Origin of the sequence: Fictibacillus barbaricus (assembly GCF_014635025.1) — a bacterium.
GTDB lineage: Bacteria > Bacillota > Bacilli > Bacillales > Fictibacillaceae > Fictibacillus > Fictibacillus barbaricus.
Genome location: NZ_BMCE01000001.1, coordinates 814910 through 836215, shown reverse-complemented (window position 1 = coordinate 836215; position 21306 = coordinate 814910). Strand labels below are relative to the sequence as shown.

Genomic DNA, 21306 nt, shown 5'->3' with positions numbered 1-21306 from the left:
AATGTACCATATAGTCTACTTTTTTAAATTGGACTATATTACCACAAAGGCAACCGATATGATGGGTATTTATACTTATTTTTACTTTAAAAGCAAATCTTTCTTCCTGAATAATAAAAAGCACCTCTGTTTTCAGAGATGCTTACATTGACTTATTTTCTTTTTCTTTTTTTCATTTTCTTCTTTTCTTTAATGGTTCTAAGATAAAATTCGCAAGGAACATATTCAGTATAGAAATAATTACAGCAGCCAATAGAGCCATTCCAAAACCATCGATATTAAACGAATCACCCATCAGTTCTGCAGTTAACGATAACAGAGCTGCATTTATGACGATTAGAAATAAACCAAAGGAGAAGAGTGTAACAGGCAATGTCAAAAGAACCAAGATAGGCTTTAAGAAGACATTAAACAGTGACAATAACACGCTGGCCAAGAGAGCTGCACTTATATTCTCTATGTGAAAACCATCAAAATAACCTGCAACGACCATTAATGCAATAGTATTGATCAGTAAAGAAGCCAGCCAGCTCATTGATTTAGACTTCACTTTCAGGCATAACTGCCATAGCAATCATATAGGATATGCCCACAGGAATCACTGCCGTGAACACAGCAAGTGCTACTGTACCTAGCCGAACAACGGTCGGATCAAGATTCATATATTCAGCAATCCCGCCGCATACTCCTGATATTTTTGCGTCATTCGATCGTTTCAGTTTTTTCATGATGTTAGTCACCTCTATTTCGCTTTTAACACCGCAACAGAGCCTGTTTTTGCCTCTGCTTCGAGCTTAAATGAAGGCCATGTTGTTCCTTTATTCGCGATAAAAGAAAGAAACTTGCGCGTGACTTCTTTCTTTTCTTCTCGTACTTCCACAGTATCGAAATCACAAATAAATCCACCTACTATTGTTTTGAGTTCAGCATCTAGCTCGAGTGTTTCTGGGAATTCTGTTTCTATTTTTCCCGTCACCGTCTTAAAAGATGCATACCCCTCTACTGCTGACGCAAAACGGCAATAAATCGATCCATTAATGGTTTCTGATCGTACTTGGGCTGCATCAATCGATAATCGTACAGGGCCATTCATGGTTTCTGCTTCAACATCTTTAAACTGACAATCAGTTAGAGTTAATGAACCATTTGCCGCTGTTGCTTTTGCTGTTTCTCCAGTACAATGATTGATCGCGATACCTCCTACAGTCGTCTTGACGTTGAGCGTTTTTGCATGGGAATCACTTATTTTAATGGGACCATTAAAAGTCGTAATTTTAATTTCATCATATGATTCCCTTGGGATAGAGATAACCGCATTCACCTTTTGATGTTTGTTTCTTGAATAAAAACGCATTTTTGTAGCATCACAATCATAGAAGGTTTCATTTCTAAATTTTGTTTTAGCAGAAGACCCTTCTGGCACTTTGTATACATGTGCATCACATTCCACTTGTACGTCCTTTCGATCCCATGGAACAATCGTCACTGAACCGTTGTACACCTCTACGTCCATTTCCTGAAACATAACATGACTGTCTTGAAAAACATAATGTACCGGTTCAGATGGACCAAAATTCAAATCAAAATCTACCGTTCTGATACGTTTTACGACACGGTCAAAGAATTTTGCCACTTTATAGCCCGAAGTCGGCATCTTTACCGCAGTTGCTCCATTAACTACCTTCTTTTTTAGACTTAAAGAGCTAATTGGGCTCAGCTGCATCTTTTTCTTATCATTAAGGGCATATAGAAGTTTCTCTGCTTCTTCAGCAGAGATCTTTCCTTCGTTCAACATGTTTAAAATCATTTTGCGTTCTTCCATACATTGACGCCTCCTTTTGGATTCCGTCACCGGCGCCGGCTGATTCTAAGATGCTTAAGACTTTCCGGTATTACTTGTACAAAAAATTATTTATGAAAGAATTACCTTTATTCCTTTAACAATATTCCAGATCATCACAATTAATGTCAGCGTACCAAAAATGAGTGCGCTAATCACAATTGCTGCAGGATGATATTGTGTTTCAAAAATAATAATAATGCCTAGTGGAACTGCAATGATTGGCAATATGTGGGATAAAAATGACTTCTTTGCGTGTTCCATGACTTCATTATCATCTGCTATAAAATAGACAGCGATGGGAAATAAAAAAGGAGCAAAAAATAAACTAAAATAACAAAGTGCTGAAATGATTTTCTTCGAGCCTTCCTTCATCAAGCCAAGACCTCCTGCTTTAATAAGAACGATTCCTGAACTGCTTTGCAAGCAAAAGGCATGTGCCTTTTTTATTTCGACCTCATTAAACAAACATCCTTTATCTCTAGAGGCATTCGACATAACTTCTAAATTTCCGTATCATTATGACAAAAACACCCAAGGGAGCGACTTTCTTTGAAACAGATAAAATCATTAAGGATTCTTTTTATAGTATTAGCCACACTTATGATCACTAGCATTATATTCGGTGTGATCACCGAGGATTCTATGGATCTAAACGCGACAGATCGAATACTTGCAGGTTTATTCGGTTCGTTCATGGTGTTAGGAATCAATTATGTAATCTATAAAATTCTTTCTAAGATATGGAAATAAAACACTTATCTATTTTAAACGAAAATTGTCGTTTTGAGGAGAATTTGTTTAAAGTTAAATCGAAAAAGGAATGGTTAAACAAATATACGAACAGGAGTGATGTCTAATGGCTGAAGATAAACGGAAGCAAAAAGGAAAAATGGACAACCCTGAACAATACGACACTGACAAAGAAAGCTTGTTTGATAAATTTGAAAGTGAACGAAACGTGGACCCTATTCCTATGGAAGATTTAAAACAAGAAAAGCGTGAAGAAAAGGATAAACATGGTACAAAGGATACTTCGTCCAGCGAGGAAAAGTATAAACCATAAGTTTTTTGTGCTCCTTTTATAGGAGCACTTTTTACTTCAGCCGTGCATCATCTAATACCATACCTAGTGAGACAGTCCATTATGGTCAATATCTGAAAATAAAAAAAGAGATCAAACCACTTGGATGTGTGTTTGATCTCTTTCTTCATTTAATTTGCTAGCTTTTCTTTTTCTTTAATCTTCCCGGTCATTCGTTTCTTATCTCGTTTTAGAATCGGTGCCAGGTAGCGGCCTGTATGAGATTCCTCGATCTCTGCAAGTTCTTCTGGAGTACCAGCTCCCACGATCATGCCTCCCTTGTCCCCTCCTTCAGGTCCAAGGTCGATCAAATGATCACACTGTTTGATTACATCCAGGTTATGTTCGATTACAAGTACAGAATCTCCATTATCAACCAAACGCTGCAAGACAACAAGTAAACGAGAAATATCATCTACATGAAGGCCTGTCGTAGGCTCGTCAAGAATGTAAATAGTCTTTCCGGTAGATCGCTTGTGAAGTTGTGATGCCAGTTTCACACGCTGTGCTTCCCCGCCGGATAGTGTTGTGGCAGATTGGCCTAATTTAATATAACCAAGTCCTACATCAAGGATCGTTTGGAGTTTCCGCCTAATCTTTGGAATGTTAGCGAAGAATTCTACTGAATCCTCTACCGTCATATCCAAAATGTCCGCGATGTTCTTACCTTTATACTTCACTTCTAATGTTTCACGGTTATATCGTTTTCCATGACACACTTCACATGGTACATAAACATCTGGCAAAAAGTGCATCTCAATTTTAATAATTCCGTCTCCACGGCAAGCTTCACAGCGTCCGCCTTTCACGTTGAATGAGAAGCGTCCCTTTTTGTAGCCACGAACTTTTGCTTCGTTCGTTGAAGCAAAGACATCACGAATGTCATCAAAAACCCCTGTATAAGTTGCAGGGTTTGAACGTGGGGTACGCCCGATCGGTGACTGATCAATATCGATGACTTTATCAATATGCTCTAATCCTTTGATGGACTTATGAGCACCTGGCTTATCTTTTGCACGGTGCAGCTTTTGCGCCAGTGCTTTGTGAAGAATCTCGTTCACAAGTGTACTTTTACCTGATCCGGAAACCCCTGTAACACCGGTAAATAATCCTAACGGAATTTTAGCAGATACATTTTTTAAGTTATTTTCTGTTGCACCTTTTAACTCGATATATCGGCCATCTGGTTTCCGTCTTTTCTTAGGAAGAGGAATGAACTTCTTACCGGACAAATATTGTCCAGTTAGTGAGTTAGGGTCTTCCATAATTTCTTGAGGCGTACCTTGTGACGTAATCGAACCACCGTGTGCACCTGCACCAGGCCCAATATCAATAATATAGTCAGCCGCAAGCATCGTATCTTCATCATGTTCGACTACGATAAGGGTATTTCCGAGTGAACGCATTTCCTCAAGCGTGCGAATAAGCCGATCGTTATCGCGCTGGTGAAGACCGATTGAAGGCTCATCCAGAATATAGAGAACGCCCATCAAACGGGATCCGACTTGTGTGGCGAGTCGGATACGCTGTGCTTCTCCGCCAGATAATGTCCCTGCTGAGCGGCTTAATGTAAGATAGTCCAGCCCGACGTTGATTAAGAATCCTGAACGATCAACGATCTCACGCAGAATAAGTCGTGCGATTGCACGTTCTTTGTTTGTAAGATCTAGGTTATCGAAGAATTCTTTTGCTTCTGTAATAGAAAGTGAAGTTGTTTCTCCGATATGCTTTCCATTAATCAAGACAGACAGAGCTTCTTTTTTCAAGCGATGCCCTTTACATGTTGGACATGGCTTTTGTGCCATATACCCTTCCATCTGTTCACGGATGTAATCAGAACTTGTCTCCCGGTAACGCCGTTGAATGTTTGCAAGAACACCTTCAAACTGAATCTCGTTTTCACGAACTTGTCCAAAATCATTCTTATAACGGAATAAAATATATTCTTTATTGCTTCCAAGCAGAATTTTATCCATTTGATCATTTGGCAGGTTTTCTACTGGAACATCCATATCAATACCAAAATGGTTACAGATGCTCTCTAAGAGCTGCGGATAATATTGCGAACTGATCGGTTCCCAAGGCGCGATTGCGTTATCACGCAAAGAGCGGCTCCAGTCAGGGATAACGAGATCAGGATCCACCTCAAGCTTTACACCCAATCCGTCGCATGACGTACATGCCCCGAAAGGACTGTTAAAAGAAAACAGACGAGGCTCTAACTCTCCAATTGAAAATCCGCAGTAGGGACATGCATGGTTTTGTGAGAATAAAAGTTCTTCTTCTCCCATCACGTCAACGATCACACTTCCGCCACCAAGATTAAGAGCGGCTTCAAGGGAGTCTGCTAATCGCGTTGCAATGCCTTCTTTAACAACGATACGGTCGATCACAATTTCAATGGAGTGCTTTTTATTTTTTTCAAGCTTGATCTCTTCTGATATCTCGCGCATTTCCCCATCTACACGAACACGTACATAGCCTTGTTTTTTGATATCCTCAAGCGCTTTAACATGCTCACCTTTACGTCCCGAAACAACCGGCGCTAAGATTTGCAGCTTTGTTCGCTCTGGGTATTCTAGAATACGGTCTACCATCTGTTCAATCGTCTGAGAGGTGATCTCTACGTTATGAACAGGACATACCGGTCGTCCGATACGCGCGAATAGAAGACGAAGATAGTCATAGATTTCAGTAACTGTACCAACGGTTGAACGGGGATTACGGCTAGTTGTTTTCTGATCGATCGAAATAGCAGGCGAAAGTCCCTCGATCGAATCAACATCTGGCTTGTCCATCTGCCCTAAGAACTGACGGGCATAAGCGGAAAGAGACTCGACATAACGGCGCTGACCTTCCGCATAGATCGTATCGAAAGCAAGTGAAGATTTCCCTGAACCGGATAAGCCGGTTACAACAACCAGCTTATCGCGCGGGATCGTAATATCTATATTTTTTAAATTATGGGCTCTTGCACCCTTAACAATGATGTTTTGATTGGTTGCCAACTGCAATCATCCTTCCGCTTTTAACTCAAGAATGAGGTCACGAAGCTCTGCTGCTCGTTCGAACTGAAGATTCTTGGCTGCATCTTTCATTTCTTTTTCCATACGCTGGATAAAAGCTTCGCGATCCTTTTTGCTCATTTTTTGCTTAGGAGCTTTTGTATCTGTATAAGTTGCTGTGTCTTCAGCAGCTTGTGTAGCACGGATAACATCACGTACTTCTTTTTTGATCGTTGTCGGTGTGATGCCGTGTTTTTCATTATGTTCCATCTGTTTTTGACGCCGGCGCTGCGTCTCATCAATCGCAATCTGCATTGATTTTGTAATTTTATCACCATACATAATAACGTGACCATTCGCATTACGAGCAGCACGTCCGATCGTCTGAATGAGTGATCGTTCTGAGCGAAGGAAGCCCTCTTTGTCTGCATCTAAAATAGCGACAAGTGAAACTTCCGGGATGTCGAGTCCTTCTCGGAGCAAGTTTATCCCCACTAGAACATCAAACACACCAAGGCGAAGGTCACGAATGATCTGGATTCGCTCAAGCGTCTTGATTTCCGAGTGCAGATAACGAACTTTGACACCTAGTTCTACAAAATAGTCTGTTAGATCTTCAGACATTTTTTTCGTTAACGTTGTGACGAGCACTCTTTCGTTGCGGGCAATTCGCTCGTTTATCTCACCAAGCAAGTCATCAATCTGGCCTTTAATCGGACGGACTTCCAGTGTAGGGTCAAGTAATCCTGTAGGACGAATGATCTGCTCAACAGGCTCTGGTGCATGTTCGAGCTCATAAGGACCTGGTGTTGCAGAAACATAGATATGCTGGAACTTTGTATATCTCTCAAATTCCTCAAATGTAAGCGGACGGTTATCTTTTGCTGAAGGCAGACGGAATCCATGATCTACAAGAACACTCTTTCTCGCCTGGTCTCCATTAAACATTCCACGAATCTGAGGAAGTGTAACATGCGACTCATCGATTACGATTAATGAATCGTCTGGAAAATAGTCTAGCAAAGTGTATGGTGTCGATCCTAATGGTCTTAGTGTCAGATGAACAGAATAGTTCTCGATCCCTGAGCAAAAGCCCATTTCAGCCATCATCTCAAGATCGTATCTTGTACGCTGTTCAAGTCTTTGTGCTTCTAATAGTTTGCCAGCTTCGTTAAACTCTTTTAGCCGTTCCTCAAGTTCAGCTTCGATCCGTTTGATCGCCAGCTTCATTTTCTCTTCACGAGTAACGAAGTGGGATGCCGGGAAAATGGCAACATGATTTCGTTCACCTAGTATCTCACCAGTTAGAGCGTCTACTTCTGTAATTCGGTCAATCTCATCACCAAAAAACTCCACACGCAAACAATGTTCATCCCGTGAGGCTGGAAAAATCTCAACAACATCTCCTCTAACACGGAACGTACCACGTGTAAAGTTAATGTCATTACGGTTGTATTGGATATCTACAAGATCACGCAGTAACTGGTCGCGGTCTTTTTCCATTCCTTCTCTTAAGGAAATCACCATGTCTTTATATTCTTCTGGAGAACCTAGACCATAAATACACGACACACTGGCCACAATAATAACGTCTTTTCTTTCAAAAAGAGCCGACGTTGCTGAGTGGCGAAGTTTATCGATCTCATCGTTGATGCTTGCATCTTTTTCGATATACGTATCTGAATGAGCGATGTAAGCTTCCGGCTGATAATAGTCGTAATAGGATACAAAGTATTCTACTGCATTGTTCGGGAAGAAATCTTTTAGTTCACTATAAAGCTGGCCGGCTAGTGTTTTGTTATGTGCAATAACAAGAGTCGGTTTGTTTACTTCCTGAATAACGTTGGAAACCGTAAACGTCTTCCCTGTTCCGGTCGCACCAAGGAGGGTCATACTCTTTTTCCCTGCGTTAATATTTTCCACAAGGTGTTTGATCGCTGCGGGCTGATCCCCTTGGGGCTGATAGTTTGATTTGATTTCGAACATTTGACTTTGACTCACAAAACCGAACCTCCGTTCCTAAATTCTGGTTACTCAAATTATAGCACAGCCCCTATCCAAAAACCTAATAATTACGAACAAATATTCGCAGAAGTTTCTGGAAAGAAACTAAAGTGTTATACTAATGGACAGGCGCTTGTTGGGAAATAAATTGTTTGGGGTCTGACCCCATTTCCCGCAAGCAATACCAATGGGTGCGGGAAAATTGTAGTAGGTGTGTCCCCAAAAGGAGTTTTTTTCGAATGGAGTTTTTCTATATATTACTTGGTTTGTCCATCGGGATTTTTTCAGGAATCTTCGGAATCGGCGGAGGATTCATCCTAACTCCGGTTCTTATCTTATTCGGCTTACCACCATTATCAGCGATTGGCATTAGTCTGATGTATTCAATCGGAACGAGCGTATCAGGCGTTGCTGCGCATTTAAGATATAAAAATATTATTTGGAAAACAGCTGCTGTTTTGGGCTCAGTCGGCATAGTAGCTACCCAGGTAGCTCATCCGCTTGTTGTATGGCTTGAAAAAGGGTATGACGATACAATCATTCCTGTATTCTATATTTTGCTTCTTGCCTACTTTGCCCTTTCCCTGCTTTATAAGCAAACAAAACACAATAAAAAGACAGAGTCTTCTAATGGGATTCATTTTTCCTGGATCAAAGCGATCTTTATTGGATTTACAGGCGGATTCATTTCTACCACACTAGGAGTTGGTGGAGGGTTTGTTATGGTACCTATGCTCATCTCTTTAATGAAATTCCCTTCTCGAAAAGCTGTTGGTACAAGCTTAGTCAGCGTCTTCTTAATAGTGACGGCAGGATTTTTAACCTATGCTTCATCAGTGCAACTTGATTACAAGCTTGGCATCTTATTAATACTAGGTGCTTTAGTTGGTACTCAGCTTGGCGCAAAACTTACTACGATCTATTCAAATGAACAGATTCAAAAATATTTAGGAGCGCTTTATATCACCATCTTAAGTTCTGTTGTTCTAAAACTCTTTAACTTCGATAAAGCAGGATTAGGTGTTATTACCCTTTATGTGCTAACGATGCTCATACTCTTCCTAAAAGAAACGATTACTTATACCAAAAGAAAGACGTCAACCTCTTAAAGGTGACGTCTTTTTTTATTTAACTTTTCGTTTTTGTTTATTATAAATTTTAAGTCCAAGAAAGAAGCCTATGATCGTAAAGATTAAAGCAACGATTTGGAGAGGCAGCGGTTGATTCAACCCATCAAAACCAAAAATTAGAATGATGATTGTCATTCCTAACGGTAAATACTTTGTAAATAACACCCTATTAAAAAGCAGCTGTAAAAACACAGGCAACAGTGCTGCAAAAACGTACTCCAACATGAAACAATTGACCCCTCTCCTTGAACATCCAAAAACACAGCTTCTTTAAACGTTCATATATACCTCTTTAAATTTAACAAAACTCTCTAGACAAAAACAAGGAAATTGTTGAGGGAAATAAATTGTTGGGGGTCAGACCCCATTTCCCAGACCCCATTTCCCATCCCCGATGAAACTTTCTGTTTAAAAGTACGTACAGTAGGATATTGCTTAAAAAGTTCGAATATCATTAACAAGTATCTTTAAAGGAGATGATCATTTATGTTAAAGAAACTATTAAAATCATTATTGGGACACAGCAGCTATAAAAAATACAGCAGCTCTGGATACAAATATAAGAAAAGTCATAAGAAATACAGCAGCAGTGACTTTGGCAAGAAGCATTATGGCGGATATGGACACAAGCATTATAAGAAGAAAAAGAGAAGCAGCTTCTTTAGCAGCTGATCTAAACTAATAAACGAATACGATGGTAACTGAACTTTGGAAAGGTCTGCAAAGGACGTTATTTGACAGACCCTTTAAATCCGGCCTCCACATTCATGAGCGCTATCGCATCAAAGAAGTGTTAGGAATGGGGAGTTACGGGATTACTTATTTAGCACTTGATATATATACACATGAGATAATTGTCTTAAAACAGCTCAGGAATACTAAAGCAAAAACAGAAAGCGGTCTTCGGTCTTTTCAAAGAGAGTCTCAGATTCTGAAAGCATTACAGCATCTACAAGTTCCAAAGCTGCTGGACGCCTTTCAAAATGAACAAGGCTTCTTTATCGCTATGGAATGGATAAGGGGAAATACCTTTGAAGATCTGATTTTTCGTGACCACCACACATATAGTGAAAAAGAAACGATAGGATTATTGCTAGAGCTATTAAATATAATTGAATGCTTCCACCAAAAAGGAATAATACACCGTGACCTTCGCATTCCGAATATCATTCAACGGGATGGAAAACTTATCGTTATCGATTTAGGTCTTGCCTGTTATTTGTCAGACAAAGAAATTCAAGATCCAGATGATCATCCTGAGAAACTCCGAATGCGGGCAGTCACGGTTAAAAGCGATCTGTTTGCTCTTGGTCATTTTGCACTGTTTCTTCTTTACTCTTCTTATGTACCTCAGACTAAGAAGGAAAAAAGCTGGGAAGAAGAGCTAGATATCTCACAGTCCCTTACATCCGTTCTTCGTAAAATGCTTCAGCTGGACGAGCCTTTTCATTCCTCTTCTGAGGCTCAAAAAGCATTAAAACGTATTTAAAATAAGGCTATTTTCTAAAAGATTGTTGTTATGTATAGGATTTGTAAAACAATTCGATGAAAGTTGATTAGAGCGTAAGGTGCGAGACTCCTGCGGGAGCAGCGGGACAGGTGAGACCCCACAGGCTTAAATAGCCGAGGAGGCTCACCGCACGCCCCGCGGAAAGCGAGCATCCTGAAGCGGAAATCAACCAATCCTTTCATTTGGTTAGATAGCAACAAAGTTTACGAAAACAGCCTAAAATAAAAAAGCCCGGATATCATTCCGGGCTTAACATGTCTTAAGAAGATTCAGGATCTACTCACTTTTTGCTTCTTTCTAAGAACTCTTCATATTCTTTTTCATGTTTTGTCGTTACTGCCAGATTTTGCAGAGCTCGGTAAAATTGCTGATAGTCTAAAGCAAATAAGAAAAGATTTTCAAATCCGCTTGCAGTGAACACCCCAAATTCCCAAACAGCATTATAATCACGCTTATTAAGAGATTTTGCCATCAGATCCAGTACTTTCAGTAATTCAGTACACACAATTACATTATCTTTTGCGTAGTGCCTAATAGAACCAAATGCATTATATAAATAATGATTAAAGTCTCTCTCTTGTAAAATCACACGCAAATTATTGTTTTTATCCACTAAATACTTCGAAAATATCGATCCCCGTGAAATAGAAGCAAGTACTTCTCCAAGTTGATAGATGGCGTTTGTCGCAGTTTTAGGATCATAATTTCCGAGAGATCTTATCGCAACTTCCACCAGCTTATTTATACTAAATTCAATATCTTGAACTTCCGTCTGCCTTCTTCCAATACTTATGAGTGTCAGATATTTATGTTCATCTACTTCATTCTCACCTTTTTTCCAATAGGTGATGAATGGTGTTGAAGCAAACACATAACTTCCGATCGTATACTCCAGCTGGATAACAATATCATCTCGTTCAGCCTCATTAATAATAGAAATAAAATCCACCAGTTGAATGAAGCCTGATTTACCAGCTGTAATCGTAAAACCCTTCTCTTTGCATATTTTACTATTCAGGGTGCTTAAATCGTTTACTTTATAAGGATCGACTTCTTCCTCCAATGTACTTTTCATAATGGATAAAGCTTCATTTTTCATGTCATATGTCATCTGATTCACTTGCAGCCAAGCGACGGCATGGTTAATAAAAAAGATAAACGTTCCCATTGATAATGCAGCAATCAAAGCAGCTAATACAGGTACAGCAAAATAATATTCTGCGAGTCTTTTATTCAAAAATAGAAAACTTAATAACATATAGATAAAACTGGATGTAAATATCCCTAGCACTCGCTGTGTTGATTTACTCGCAATAAAATTTTTCAGCATGCGCGGGGAAAACTGTCCCGAGAATGTTGTGAAAACAACCAGAATCAAGTTAAATGTAAAGGTAGTCAATGTCAAAATGGCAGCTGTCAGCGTGCCTACCAAATCCCGAGTAAGATCATAATCCACTGCAAAAAAAGGTCTCATTTGATTTCCTAAATCATATTTAAGATCAGATGTTAATGTAGCAATGACTAATAAAGAAGAAAAAAGGACATAGAGGACGGGTGTAAACCACATATTCGATTGAACCGTATGAGATAATTCCCGCTCTGACATCCTCGTATATTTCTTTAAATAATTATCAAGCAGATTCATCCTAAACATATGTACATCCTCTCTTGAATGAAAAACTACCGTTATTAAGAAACCATAAACATATCCATATGAGCTCCTATCCTATTTTGTCCTAATGAAAAAAAGTCAAACTGCCAAAGTTCTATTAAGAAATAAAAAAACGATTCTTCTCAAAGAATCGCTCTAAAAATAGTTATCTTTTAACTGCAGAACGTTTGGACGATTTTCCCCTCTTTTGTCCGCTCCACAAACTGCCCTTCTGTATATTCATTAATCACTTTTCTCCAAAAAGCTTGAGCAGGCTTGTTCTTTTCTATCTGAAATACTTCCCAATTTCCTCTATGCCTTTCAAAAATTTGATGTGCCGCATATTTACCTAACCCGCTAAGCCGAAATTTTTTCATTATAAAAAATTCAGAGATTGACCAGTAAAGCTTATTTTCCTCTTGGACTTCTCTTACTAAGACAAAACCTGCTAGTTTTCCATCTTTCTCGATAAGATAAGGGATTCTCTCTTTTTCTTCCCAATAGTTGTCCAAATAAGAATACACACCAAATAAACCATCGTTACCAACGTACGCTTCAACAAACTCTGAGAAATCGTAAAAGTAAAATTGCATTAGATTTTTAATCGTTTCTTTATCTTTTAACTCTGCTTTTTTTATTACTGGAATTGGTCTAGTCTTCATAGATCAATGACTCCCTGTTCTACTTTTTTAAAGATACTCATCACAATCTGGATGATATCTGTACTTTTCCATATCAATTGTGCTTTTCCCTTTAAATTGCACTCCTTCGCCTTCCAATAATGATTTTTGTGTAAAAAATAGTTCTTCATCCTGAATCCCGATCTCACCCCTTGAATTGATTACCCGATGCCATGGCAGTTTATGTTTTTTACTCATAGCATGAAGGATACGAACTACTTGTCTCGCTCCTCTTGGCTTACCGGCAACTCGCGCGATCTGGCCATAAGACATTACCTTGCCGCTTGGGATACTTTTAATAATCTCCATCACCATTTCGGTAAATCGCTCCACACCTTTCTCCCCCTTTAACATGTACATAAAAAAGGAGCGTTAAATCCTGTTTCAGACTTAACACTCCTTTTTTAAATTATTGATACATAAGCTGACGCTGTTTTTTCAGCTCATCATTTGCCAAGTATTCATCATAAGACATCTGCTTATCAATGATTCCTTTTGGTGTGATCTCGATGATACGGTTCGCAATCGTCTCAACGAACTGATGGTCATGAGAAGTAAATAGCAATGATCCTTTATAGCTGATTAAACCGTTGTTTAATGCAGTAATAGATTCTAGATCCAAGTGGTTCGTTGGATCGTCCATGATCAATACGTTTGATCCACTAAGCATCATCTTAGAAAGCATACAGCGTACTTTCTCTCCCCCTGATAATACAGAAGGCTTCTTCATTACTTCCTCACCAGAGAAAAGCATGCGGCCAAGGAAACCACGAAGGAAGCTTTCCGTCTGATCTTCAGGAGAGTACTGTCGCAGCCAGTCAACAAGTGTCTGCTCACTGCCCTCAAAATACTTAGAGTTGTCACGCGGGAAGAACGCTTGAGAAGTTGTTACACCCCATTTGTATGTTCCGCTGTCCGCTTCCATCTCGCCCATCAAAATTTTAAACAATGTGGAAATCGCAATTTCTTCTTTACCAACAAAAGCAATCTTGTCATCTTTGTTCATAACAAAGCTTACGTTATCCAGAATTTTTACGCCATCGATCGTTTTTGTAAGTCCCTCTACACGAAGAAGGTCATTACCGATCTCACGGTTGATGCCAAAATTCACATACGGATATTTACGAGAAGAAGGTCTGATATCATCTAAAGAGATTTTATCTAAAAGCTTCTTACGAGATGTAGCTTGTTTGGATTTAGAAGCATTCGCACTGAATCGCGCAACGAACGCCTGAAGTTCCTTGATCTTCTCTTCTTTTTTCTTGTTTTGATCTTGAGCCATCCTAAGTGCTAATTGAGAAGATTCATACCAGAAATCATAGTTTCCTACATAGATCTGGATCTTACCGAAGTCAAGGTCAGCCATGTGCGTACATACTTTGTTTAAGAAGTGACGGTCATGGGATACAACGATAACAGTGTTCTCAAAGTTGATCAGGAAGTCTTCAAGCCACTGAATCGCTTGAAGGTCCAAGTTGTTCGTAGGCTCATCCAGCAATAGAACATCTGGTTTACCAAAAAGTGCTTGAGCAAGCAACACTTTTACTTTTTCAGAACCAGTTAAATCAGCAAGTTTCTTCGTATGAAGGTCTTCTTTAATACCAAGACCTTTTAATAGGATCGCCGCTTCAGACTCAGCTTCCCAACCGTTTAGCTCAGCAAACTCACCTTCAAGTTCAGCAGCACGAATACCATCCTCGTCAGAGAAATCAGCCTTCATATAGATTGCGTCCTTCTCCAGCATCACTTCATAAAGACGAGTGTGTCCCATGATAACCGTCTGCAGCACTTCTTGATCTTCGTATTCAAAGTGGTTCTGCTTTAATACTGCTAAACGCTCACCTGGGGTCATATGCACGTCACCTGTCTGTGCCTCGATCTCACCAGAAAGAATTTTTAAAAATGTAGATTTTCCCGCACCGTTCGCACCGATTAGACCGTAGCAGTTTCCTGGTGTGAACTTTATATTAACGTCTTCAAACAGCTTGCGGTCGCCGTAGCGAAGACCAACGTTAGTTACCGTAATCATAATAGGTTCTCTCCTTTATAAAAAACACATTCCCAATGATTGTATCATAAATGAAACCTGTTCAACTTTACAATCTTGTACCCACTGTGAATTTTTTAAACTTTAACTGCACAAAAAAGCCCAAAAGCCTAAGCCTTTGGGCTTGCATTCAATCAGAGCGCTGGTGATGATGGAGCTTGCATGTTGTCTTTTTTTAATAGCCAGTATTGGCTTCCAAGCATAAGAGCAAACGCAGCAAGACCGATCGCACTGTAAATGCCCTCCGGGTAGATAAGCAGGAAACCGATCACAACTGCTGCTATTCTTTCTAACCAATTAAGAGGACGCATCCAATATCCGATCATTCCTGCCCCGATCGCGATCATTCCAACAAATGCCGTTGAGATGACCCACACCGCTTCAGTCCATGTCGTATCAATCAGCATGAGCTGCGGTGAGATAACGAAGATGTAAGGAATAATAAACGCCGCAATAGCGAGTTTCGATGATATGATCCCGGTCCGTATCGGCTCACCGCCAGAAACACCAGCTGCAGCAAATGCCGCAAGTGCTACCGGAGGCGTGATATCTGCAATAATGCCGAAATAGAATACAAACATGTGCGCCGATAGATCCGGAACACCGAACAACAGAATAGCAGGTGCCGCAATGGTAGACGTTATGACATAGTTAGCTGTCGTTGGTGACCCCATGCCAAGTACGAGCGATGCAACCATCGTTAAAATCAGCGTTGGAATCAAGTATCCGCCTGAAAGTTCAAGCAAGCCGTTAGCCATCTTTAGCCCAACACCCGTTACCGTAACAACACCGACGATCATACCTGCTGCTGCCGTAGCCGCTGCGACGCCAAGAGCAGTTCTGGCACCATCTGCTAACGCTTCAATAAAGAGCTTTGGCCCCATTCGTGTTTGCTTATTGAACATGCCAACTGCAATCGCACTGACGATCGACCATAGCGCGGCTTTCGTTACACTCATCCCGCCCATTAAGAGGATAATAACCACGACGATCGGAATCAATAAGTAAATTTGTTTGATAACTCTTTTCGTTTCGGGCATCTCTTCACGGGAAAGTCCTCTTAGACCGATCCGTTTCGCTTCAAAGTGGGTCATGATCCAGATCCCTGCAAAATAGAGAATAGCAGGGATGGCAGCAGCTTTTGCGATATCCCAATACGTGATGCCGCCTCCGATAAATTCAACCATAAGGAATGCTGCAGCACCCATAACCGGCGGCATGATCTGCCCTCCTGTAGAAGAAGCAGCCTCAACAGCTCCAGCAAAGTTTTTATCATAGCCTAAACGTTTCATCATCGGAATGGTAAAAGCCCCAGACGTTACAACGTTTGCAACCGAACTTCCACTGATCGTTCCTTGAAGGGCACTTGAAAAAATCGCTACCTTAGCAGGGCCTCCGACACGTCTTCCCGCAATAACGATAGATAGATCATTAAAATATTCCCCTACACCTGTCTTGACAAGAAATGCTCCAAACAAGAGGAATAAGAAGATATATGTAGATGAAACCGCGAGCGGTGTACCTAGAATTCCTTCTGTTGTAAAAAACATTGTTCTTACAATACGTTCAATAGTTAACCCTTTATGCTCTAAGAACCCTGGCATATAAGGTCCAAAATAAGCGTATAGCAAGAAAAAGCCCGCGATGAAAGTAATCGGAAGTCCAACGACGCGTCTTGTTGCTTCCAAGACAAGAAGGATTGCAATCACACCTACTATGAAATCCTGAGTCGTAAGTCTTCCAACCCTCATTACAAGGTCGTCCATAAATACGTACCAATAGGATCCGACTGCTATGGATAATGCAGCAAGCACCATGTCATACCAGGCTACTTGAAAACGCTGTTTCTTCTCACGCTTCTTTTTAGATGCCGGAAATAATAAAAAGATTAAAGTTAGTGCAAAACCTAAATGGATCGTGCGTTGCAGCTGAGCAGGCAAGACACCGAAAATCGCTGTATACAACTGGAATAAAGAAAAAGCAACTAGGCCGATCAGTGTAATCCAGTATAGGGCACCTTTTAATTTACGAAAACCTGCTTCAGGATCGTACTTTTCCATCAATTCCTGTACAGCTTGATCTGATATTTGTTCACGCTGCACTTCTTTTTTGTTATCCAAGTTTTTTCCCTCCAATCATCCATTGCCATACATTCAACTTTTCTGTTTTTAATCGGACCCATGAACCTTTTTCACTAAAGCTTGAAAACGGATATTCACGTCCTTCAAACAGAAGTGTATGATTGGCTATAATCTGTCCGGTCCGAATATCTAGTGAAGGAAACGTTCTATTCATGTTTGACAAAATATACGTTCCGTCTTTTTGTGTAAACACTTCGTTTCCGGTTGCCCCAGAAGGCATACCAACGCCAAATTCCTCGAACCTCATTTCAGTCTGTACAATCTGCCCCTCTTGATTGATATGGTATGTTTCGAGAACAGGCGTTTTATGGATTGAGTGTATGTATGTGATACTAAATTCTTTACTTGGCTCCATTTTAAAGAAAGCCAGCAATTTCCCCGTCTCACCCTCTTCTATAACCACGCCCGACAAGAACGGATACATCATGGCAGCAGAGAGACACATAACAACAAAGATGATTACATTAATTCGCTTCATAAAGAATACATGGACTAAAGAAATCTCTTCAGCCCATGCCAACACCTCTTATTTTAAAATTCCTTTTTCTTCAAAATACTTTTTAGCTCCAGGGTGAAGGTCGATTCCCATTCCTTCTACTGCTTTCTCTGGAGAGATAAGCTCACCTTTTGCGTGACTGATCTTATCTGTATTGTCAAAGATCGCTTTTGTAATCGCGTACACTGCGTCCTCTTCCATATCTTTACGAACAGTCAGCATAGAAAGAACAGCTACCGTCTTCACATCGGCTTCCAGCTTATACGTTCCGCTCTTAACTGTATCCTCAATGTAATAAGGATGTGCTTCGATTAGTTCTTTAACCTTGTCGTCAGCGATTGGAATAATCGTAACAGGATTTGTTGCGGATAATGCTTCAACAGCTCCAGTCGGTGTTCCCGCTGTGATAAATGCAGCTTGAATGTTTTTGTCCTGAATACTTTCTGCAGACTCATCAAAAGAAAGGTGCTGTGCATCAATATCTTCCATCGTCATACCATGAATTTTTAAGATTTGTTCAGCATTGGCAAACGTTCCGCTTCCAGGTGCTCCAACCGAAACCTTCTTGCCTTTTAAATCTTCAACACTCTTAATGCCGCTGTCTTTCAGCGTAACGATTTGAATCGTTTCAGGATATAACGTACCGATTCCTGTTACTTGATCGACTTTCTCTTTGAACATCTCTTTACCTTCTACTGCGTAGCTAGCAATATCTGTTTGTGTGAATGCCACATCAGCATCACCATCTTGTAGAAGCTGCATGTTTTCAACAGAAGCTCCTGAAGCTTGTGAATTTGCCTCAATGTCTAACTCATCACCAACAATTTTCGCCATTTCTCCACCAAGTGGATAATATGTACCACCCGTACCGCCTGTCACAATACTGATTCGGTCAAGGTTTAATGCAGGACTTTCACCTGATTCTTTCTTTTCAGATGGTGTTTCAATCTTCTGCCCACATGCTGCAAGTGAAAATGCCAAAAGTAAAACGAAAATAAAAGCAATCCCCTTTTTCATGTTTTTCCTCCTTTTGGAATTTGTAGTTACTTCAAATATTTTAGCATAAACCACACTAAAATGCAGAATTATTACAATTTTTAGATAGATAGATACAAAAAAAAAGAGCGACTCAAGTCACTCTTTGTCAATTCAACTCACAAATGCTCGCAGCATCCAGTTATGTTTTGCAAGGCTTTCACGAACGGAAAGAAGCATATCATGGGTAACCTCATCACCTTCACGCTCAGTTACTTCCATACCTTCTTTAATCTCAGAGATCAAAAGCTCAAAATCTTTAATAACACTTTGAACCATTTCCTCAGCTGTTTCGCCGCCATTCGCTTCTTTTACAGTAGACATCTCAAGGTATTCTTTCATCGTAGCAACAGGCGTACCTTTTAAAACGAGCAGTCGTTCTGCCAATTCATCAATGTTTGTTGCCGCCTCATTATAAAGCTCCTCGAATTTCTCATGCAATGTAAAAAAGTGAGGTCCTTTAACGTACCAATGGTAGTTGTGCAACTTTACGAATAGCATATTCCAATTGGCAACTTGGCGATTCAGTACATCTTGGATCGTATTCATCGTATCATCTCCTATTTTGTTTCTTCGTTTAGAACACGGTTTAATCGTTTACGAAGCATGTCCATTCCGCTTCCACCTGCTTGGAAGTGGCGCAGCTTTCCTTCTTTATCAAAAACATAGTATGCAGGCACATATTTGTTTTCAAATGCATCAGTGAGTTTATGCTCACTGTCTACGTAGACCGGCTGAGTAATATCATGTCCAATTGCCATCTGTTCAATTACACTCATATCAAGATCGTTTTCAGATCGAGGCATGTGGACCGCCACTACGTTCAGATCATCTTCATATTCGTCACGCAGTTCATTCACTTCAGGCATAGCTTCCTTACACAGTCCGCAGCTAACAGACCAGAAATGAATCAAAGTAGCTTTTTCTCCAACTAGTTCTTCTTTTTTTACTTCATCATTTAACCATGCTGCAGCACCATCAAGTTCAGGCATTTGTTCACGTAATTTCATCTTTTATTCCCTCCAAAGTTAAACGTTTGTTCAAATTTTTTTTATTAAGTGAGCCCTGTTGATTACAGATCTTTGTTATTAAAGTGTTTTTTGTCCTGGCTTCCAGTTTGCAGGGCAAAGGCCACCTGTTTGCAGTGCTTGAAGAACACGCAATGTTTCGTCAGCATCTCGTCCGATGTTGTTGTGGAAGACAACTTGATACATCATCTCACCTTCTGGATTGATAATGAACAGCCCTCTTAGGGCAATCCCTTCTTCTTCAATTAATACGCCATAGTCACGGGACACACGGTGGTTCGTATCTGCAGCTAGAGGGTAATTTAATTCTCCTAGTCCGTTATCTTCACGGCTTGTGTTAATCCAAGCTAGATGCGTGTGGACGGTATCTGTAGAAACGCCGATTACCTCTGCATCCAAATCTTCAAATTCCTCGTAGCGATCAGACAGTGCTGTAATTTCAGTCGGACACACAAAGGTAAAGTCCATCGGATAAAAGAAAAGAACAGTCCATTTTCCATTTTTCATGTTCTCTTCCAAACTTACTTTTTTCGTTTCTTTATTTGGCATGATCGCTTCCATTTCAAAGCGAGGTGCTTGTTTACCTACCATACGTTCTGCCATTGAAATCTTCACTCCTTTTAAGTGATAATGAAAATCATTATCACGTTTTCTTCACATTCTTAATTATACTTACTTCTTATTTGAAGTCAATACTAATTTATAATAATTATTAATAAGGAACAAGTATTATGCTCAAAACACGTAAATCATTTGTTCATTCAGAATTAGGAAGGTCGAGGACGTGAAGTTTTGAGGAAACGGATTGTAACTCTATTACATGAGTACCGTAAAACCGAATCTGACGAGATTTGCCGCTTTTCAATGAACAAAACAAAAAACCTTGCTTTAAATCTTAGCAAGGTTTATACATTATCTTCTTTATGGCGCTGCATCTGATCTGTCATCAGCTTTTTATTCTTTACGATTACCGGAATACATGCTACGAATAGAACTAAGGTTACAGCTACAGCAATTGCTGTCCCGTTACCTTTAATAAAACTGTCACCTAACAAATTGTATGCGAGTGTACCTGGAAGAACTCCGAGCATTGTTGCAAAAATGTACGATCTAAGCTTCAGTTTTGAAATCCCAGCCACGTAACTTACAAGATCGAAGTTTAGAATGGGGATGATTCGGAGTAACAAAATATATAGAAATCCTTTGTCTTTCAATTGGTTTTGCCATTGCACAACCCTGGAAGGTGTATCTGTTTTGTTCTTTAGCCATCTCGAACCAAGGTGTTTTGCAATATAAAACGAAAGGATAGCCCCAATAGTTGCAGAGAATACAGTATAAACGGTACCCCAGATGACGCCGAAGGCTAAACCGCCTGCCAGGGATAAAACAGAGATTGGAAACAATGTAAAAGGGCGAATGACGTTTAATATGACATAGATTATAGGTGCCACCATACCAAAGGATAGGACCCAATCACGTAATGAGATAGGGGTGACTTTAAAAACAAAGTGGTTTAGTGCTAACAAGGCAATAACAATAAGAAGTATGGCCGCTAACTTTACCAACGTGTTCTTCTTCATAAAGCCCCCCTCTTTGCAGTCATTATTCAGTACTTTCTTTTACATAAATCATTCCCAGATAACCTATAGCTGTAA

The 21306-nt window shown here is 40.0% G+C and carries 23 protein-coding genes; 5 read left to right on the top strand and 18 right to left on the bottom strand.

Features of this window, described 5'->3' with window-relative positions:
* Positions 1-172: 172 nt before the first annotated feature.
* The 4 genes from IEV52_RS03990 to IEV52_RS03975 all read right to left on the bottom strand — a co-directional run bounded on the left by IEV52_RS03990 (position 173) and on the right by IEV52_RS03975 (position 2266).
* Positions 173-535 (bottom strand): phage holin family protein, encoded by a 363-nt coding sequence (locus tag IEV52_RS03990; protein ID WP_188401218.1) that lies wholly within the window; start codon positions 533-535, stop codon positions 173-175.
* 4 nt (positions 536-539) lie between these two features.
* Entirely contained in the window at positions 540-728 is a 189-nt protein-coding gene (locus IEV52_RS03985) for a PspC domain-containing protein (protein ID WP_188401217.1), read from the bottom strand.
* 14 nt (positions 729-742) lie between these two features.
* Positions 743-1822 (bottom strand): DUF4097 family beta strand repeat-containing protein, encoded by a 1080-nt coding sequence (locus tag IEV52_RS03980; RefSeq protein WP_188401216.1) that lies wholly within the window; start codon positions 1820-1822, stop codon positions 743-745.
* Positions 1823-1912: 90 nt separating this feature from the next.
* Positions 1913-2266, bottom strand: a complete 354-nt coding sequence (locus IEV52_RS03975) for a magnetosome magnetite crystal formation protein family (protein WP_229754181.1) — start codon at positions 2264-2266, stop codon at positions 1913-1915.
* 126 nt (positions 2267-2392) lie between these two features.
* Between IEV52_RS03975 and IEV52_RS03970 the strand changes: the two genes are divergently transcribed.
* Positions 2393-2593, top strand: a complete 201-nt coding sequence (locus tag IEV52_RS03970; RefSeq protein WP_188401215.1) for a hypothetical protein — start codon at positions 2393-2395, stop codon at positions 2591-2593.
* Between the two features lie 106 nt (positions 2594-2699).
* Complete coding sequence (locus tag IEV52_RS03965; RefSeq protein WP_188401214.1) at positions 2700-2906, top strand: hypothetical protein; 207 nt, start codon at positions 2700-2702, stop codon at positions 2904-2906.
* A gap of 149 nt (positions 2907-3055) precedes the next feature.
* Here IEV52_RS03965 and uvrA read toward each other — a convergent pair whose 3' ends face one another.
* Positions 3056-5932 carry an excinuclease ABC subunit UvrA gene (uvrA, locus tag IEV52_RS03960; RefSeq protein WP_188401213.1) on the bottom strand — a complete coding sequence of 959 codons (2877 nt, stop codon included), beginning with the start codon at positions 5930-5932 and terminating at the stop codon, positions 3056-3058.
* 6 nt (positions 5933-5938) lie between these two features.
* Positions 5939-7915 (bottom strand): excinuclease ABC subunit UvrB, encoded by a 1977-nt coding sequence (uvrB, locus tag IEV52_RS03955; RefSeq protein ID WP_188402238.1) that lies wholly within the window; start codon positions 7913-7915, stop codon positions 5939-5941.
* A gap of 257 nt (positions 7916-8172) precedes the next feature.
* On the opposite strand from uvrB, the gene IEV52_RS03950 reads away from it, so the two are divergent.
* Positions 8173-9042 (top strand): sulfite exporter TauE/SafE family protein, encoded by an 870-nt coding sequence (locus tag IEV52_RS03950; RefSeq protein ID WP_188401212.1) that lies wholly within the window; start codon positions 8173-8175, stop codon positions 9040-9042.
* Positions 9043-9057: 15 nt separating this feature from the next.
* Here the strand turns inward: IEV52_RS03950 and IEV52_RS03945 are convergent, their stop codons facing one another.
* On the bottom strand, positions 9058-9288 hold the full coding sequence (locus IEV52_RS03945) for a DUF2198 family protein (RefSeq protein ID WP_188401211.1): 231 nt from the start codon (positions 9286-9288) through the stop codon (positions 9058-9060).
* Positions 9289-9549: 261 nt separating this feature from the next.
* Between IEV52_RS03945 and IEV52_RS03940 the strand changes: the two genes are divergently transcribed.
* On the top strand, positions 9550-9735 hold the full coding sequence (locus IEV52_RS03940; protein WP_188401210.1) for a hypothetical protein: 186 nt from the start codon (positions 9550-9552) through the stop codon (positions 9733-9735).
* Between the two features lie 22 nt (positions 9736-9757).
* On the top strand, positions 9758-10552 hold the full coding sequence (locus IEV52_RS03935) for a serine/threonine protein kinase (protein ID WP_229754180.1): 795 nt from the start codon (positions 9758-9760) through the stop codon (positions 10550-10552).
* Between the two features lie 301 nt (positions 10553-10853).
* Here the strand turns inward: IEV52_RS03935 and IEV52_RS03930 are convergent, their stop codons facing one another.
* The 11 genes from IEV52_RS03930 to IEV52_RS03880 form a co-directional block, all read right to left on the bottom strand.
* Positions 10854-12227, bottom strand: coding sequence for a DUF2254 domain-containing protein (locus IEV52_RS03930; RefSeq protein ID WP_229754179.1), 1374 nt, complete (start codon positions 12225-12227; stop codon positions 10854-10856).
* Between the two features lie 170 nt (positions 12228-12397).
* Positions 12398-12886: a GNAT family N-acetyltransferase gene (locus tag IEV52_RS03925; RefSeq protein ID WP_188401208.1), complete on the bottom strand. Its 489-nt coding sequence runs from the start codon at positions 12884-12886 to the stop codon at positions 12398-12400.
* A 27-nt stretch (positions 12887-12913) separates the two neighbouring features.
* Entirely contained in the window at positions 12914-13219 is a 306-nt protein-coding gene (locus IEV52_RS03920; protein WP_276208353.1) for an MGMT family protein, read from the bottom strand.
* A gap of 94 nt (positions 13220-13313) precedes the next feature.
* Positions 13314-14933 carry an ABC-F family ATP-binding cassette domain-containing protein gene (locus IEV52_RS03915; protein WP_188401206.1) on the bottom strand — a complete coding sequence of 540 codons (1620 nt, stop codon included), beginning with the start codon at positions 14931-14933 and terminating at the stop codon, positions 13314-13316.
* Between the two features lie 152 nt (positions 14934-15085).
* Positions 15086-17011 carry a TRAP transporter permease gene (locus IEV52_RS03910; protein ID WP_188402236.1) on the bottom strand — a complete coding sequence of 642 codons (1926 nt, stop codon included), beginning with the start codon at positions 17009-17011 and terminating at the stop codon, positions 15086-15088.
* Positions 17012-17063: 52 nt separating this feature from the next.
* Positions 17064-17570, bottom strand: coding sequence for a DUF1850 domain-containing protein (locus IEV52_RS03905; RefSeq protein ID WP_188401205.1), 507 nt, complete (start codon positions 17568-17570; stop codon positions 17064-17066).
* Positions 17571-17618: 48 nt separating this feature from the next.
* Entirely contained in the window at positions 17619-18605 is a 987-nt protein-coding gene (locus IEV52_RS03900; protein ID WP_188401204.1) for a TAXI family TRAP transporter solute-binding subunit, read from the bottom strand.
* A gap of 132 nt (positions 18606-18737) precedes the next feature.
* Positions 18738-19172, bottom strand: a complete 435-nt coding sequence (locus IEV52_RS03895; protein WP_188401203.1) for a Dps family protein — start codon at positions 19170-19172, stop codon at positions 18738-18740.
* Positions 19173-19183: 11 nt separating this feature from the next.
* On the bottom strand, positions 19184-19633 hold the full coding sequence (locus tag IEV52_RS03890) for a TlpA family protein disulfide reductase (RefSeq protein WP_188401202.1): 450 nt from the start codon (positions 19631-19633) through the stop codon (positions 19184-19186).
* A gap of 78 nt (positions 19634-19711) precedes the next feature.
* Positions 19712-20254, bottom strand: a complete 543-nt coding sequence (locus IEV52_RS03885; protein ID WP_188401201.1) for a peroxiredoxin — start codon at positions 20252-20254, stop codon at positions 19712-19714.
* A gap of 302 nt (positions 20255-20556) precedes the next feature.
* The gene (locus tag IEV52_RS03880; protein ID WP_188401200.1) at positions 20557-21231 is read right to left on the bottom strand and encodes a TVP38/TMEM64 family protein; all 675 of its coding nucleotides are present in this window, start codon (positions 21229-21231) and stop codon (positions 20557-20559) included.
* Positions 21232-21306 lie beyond the last annotated feature (75 nt).

Bases quoted from the DNA above. Each gene is read 5' to 3' on its own strand.
- IEV52_RS03990 (WP_188401218.1), bottom strand. From the start codon at position 535: ATGAGCTGGCTGGCTTCTTTACTGATCAATACTATTGCATTAATGGTC.
- IEV52_RS03985 (WP_188401217.1), bottom strand. From the start codon at position 728: ATGAAAAAACTGAAACGATCGAATGACGCAAAAATATCAGGAGTATGC.
- IEV52_RS03980 (WP_188401216.1), bottom strand. From the start codon at position 1,822: ATGGAAGAACGCAAAATGATTTTAAACATGTTGAACGAAGGAAAGATC.
- IEV52_RS03965 (WP_188401214.1), top strand. From the start codon at position 2,700: ATGGCTGAAGATAAACGGAAGCAAAAAGGAAAAATGGACAACCCTGAA.
- uvrB (WP_188402238.1), bottom strand. From the start codon at position 7,915: ATGTTCGAAATCAAATCAAACTATCAGCCCCAAGGGGATCAGCCCGCA.
- IEV52_RS03950 (WP_188401212.1), top strand. From the start codon at position 8,173: ATGGAGTTTTTCTATATATTACTTGGTTTGTCCATCGGGATTTTTTCA.
- IEV52_RS03945 (WP_188401211.1), bottom strand. From the start codon at position 9,288: ATGTTGGAGTACGTTTTTGCAGCACTGTTGCCTGTGTTTTTACAGCTG.
- IEV52_RS03940 (WP_188401210.1), top strand. From the start codon at position 9,550: ATGTTAAAGAAACTATTAAAATCATTATTGGGACACAGCAGCTATAAA.
- IEV52_RS03935 (WP_229754180.1), top strand. From the start codon at position 9,758: ATGGTAACTGAACTTTGGAAAGGTCTGCAAAGGACGTTATTTGACAGA.
- IEV52_RS03930 (WP_229754179.1), bottom strand. From the start codon at position 12,227: ATGTTTAGGATGAATCTGCTTGATAATTATTTAAAGAAATATACGAGG.
- IEV52_RS03925 (WP_188401208.1), bottom strand. From the start codon at position 12,886: ATGAAGACTAGACCAATTCCAGTAATAAAAAAAGCAGAGTTAAAAGAT.
- IEV52_RS03920 (WP_276208353.1), bottom strand. From the start codon at position 13,219: ATGGTGATGGAGATTATTAAAAGTATCCCAAGCGGCAAGGTAATGTCT.
- IEV52_RS03915 (WP_188401206.1), bottom strand. From the start codon at position 14,933: ATGATTACGGTAACTAACGTTGGTCTTCGCTACGGCGACCGCAAGCTG.
- IEV52_RS03910 (WP_188402236.1), bottom strand. From the start codon at position 17,011: ATGGAAAAGTACGATCCTGAAGCAGGTTTTCGTAAATTAAAAGGTGCC.
- IEV52_RS03905 (WP_188401205.1), bottom strand. From the start codon at position 17,570: ATGAAGCGAATTAATGTAATCATCTTTGTTGTTATGTGTCTCTCTGCT.
- IEV52_RS03900 (WP_188401204.1), bottom strand. From the start codon at position 18,605: ATGAAAAAGGGGATTGCTTTTATTTTCGTTTTACTTTTGGCATTTTCA.
- IEV52_RS03895 (WP_188401203.1), bottom strand. From the start codon at position 19,172: ATGAATACGATCCAAGATGTACTGAATCGCCAAGTTGCCAATTGGAAT.
- IEV52_RS03890 (WP_188401202.1), bottom strand. From the start codon at position 19,633: ATGAAATTACGTGAACAAATGCCTGAACTTGATGGTGCTGCAGCATGG.
- IEV52_RS03885 (WP_188401201.1), bottom strand. From the start codon at position 20,254: ATGGCAGAACGTATGGTAGGTAAACAAGCACCTCGCTTTGAAATGGAA.
- IEV52_RS03880 (WP_188401200.1), bottom strand. From the start codon at position 21,231: ATGAAGAAGAACACGTTGGTAAAGTTAGCGGCCATACTTCTTATTGTT.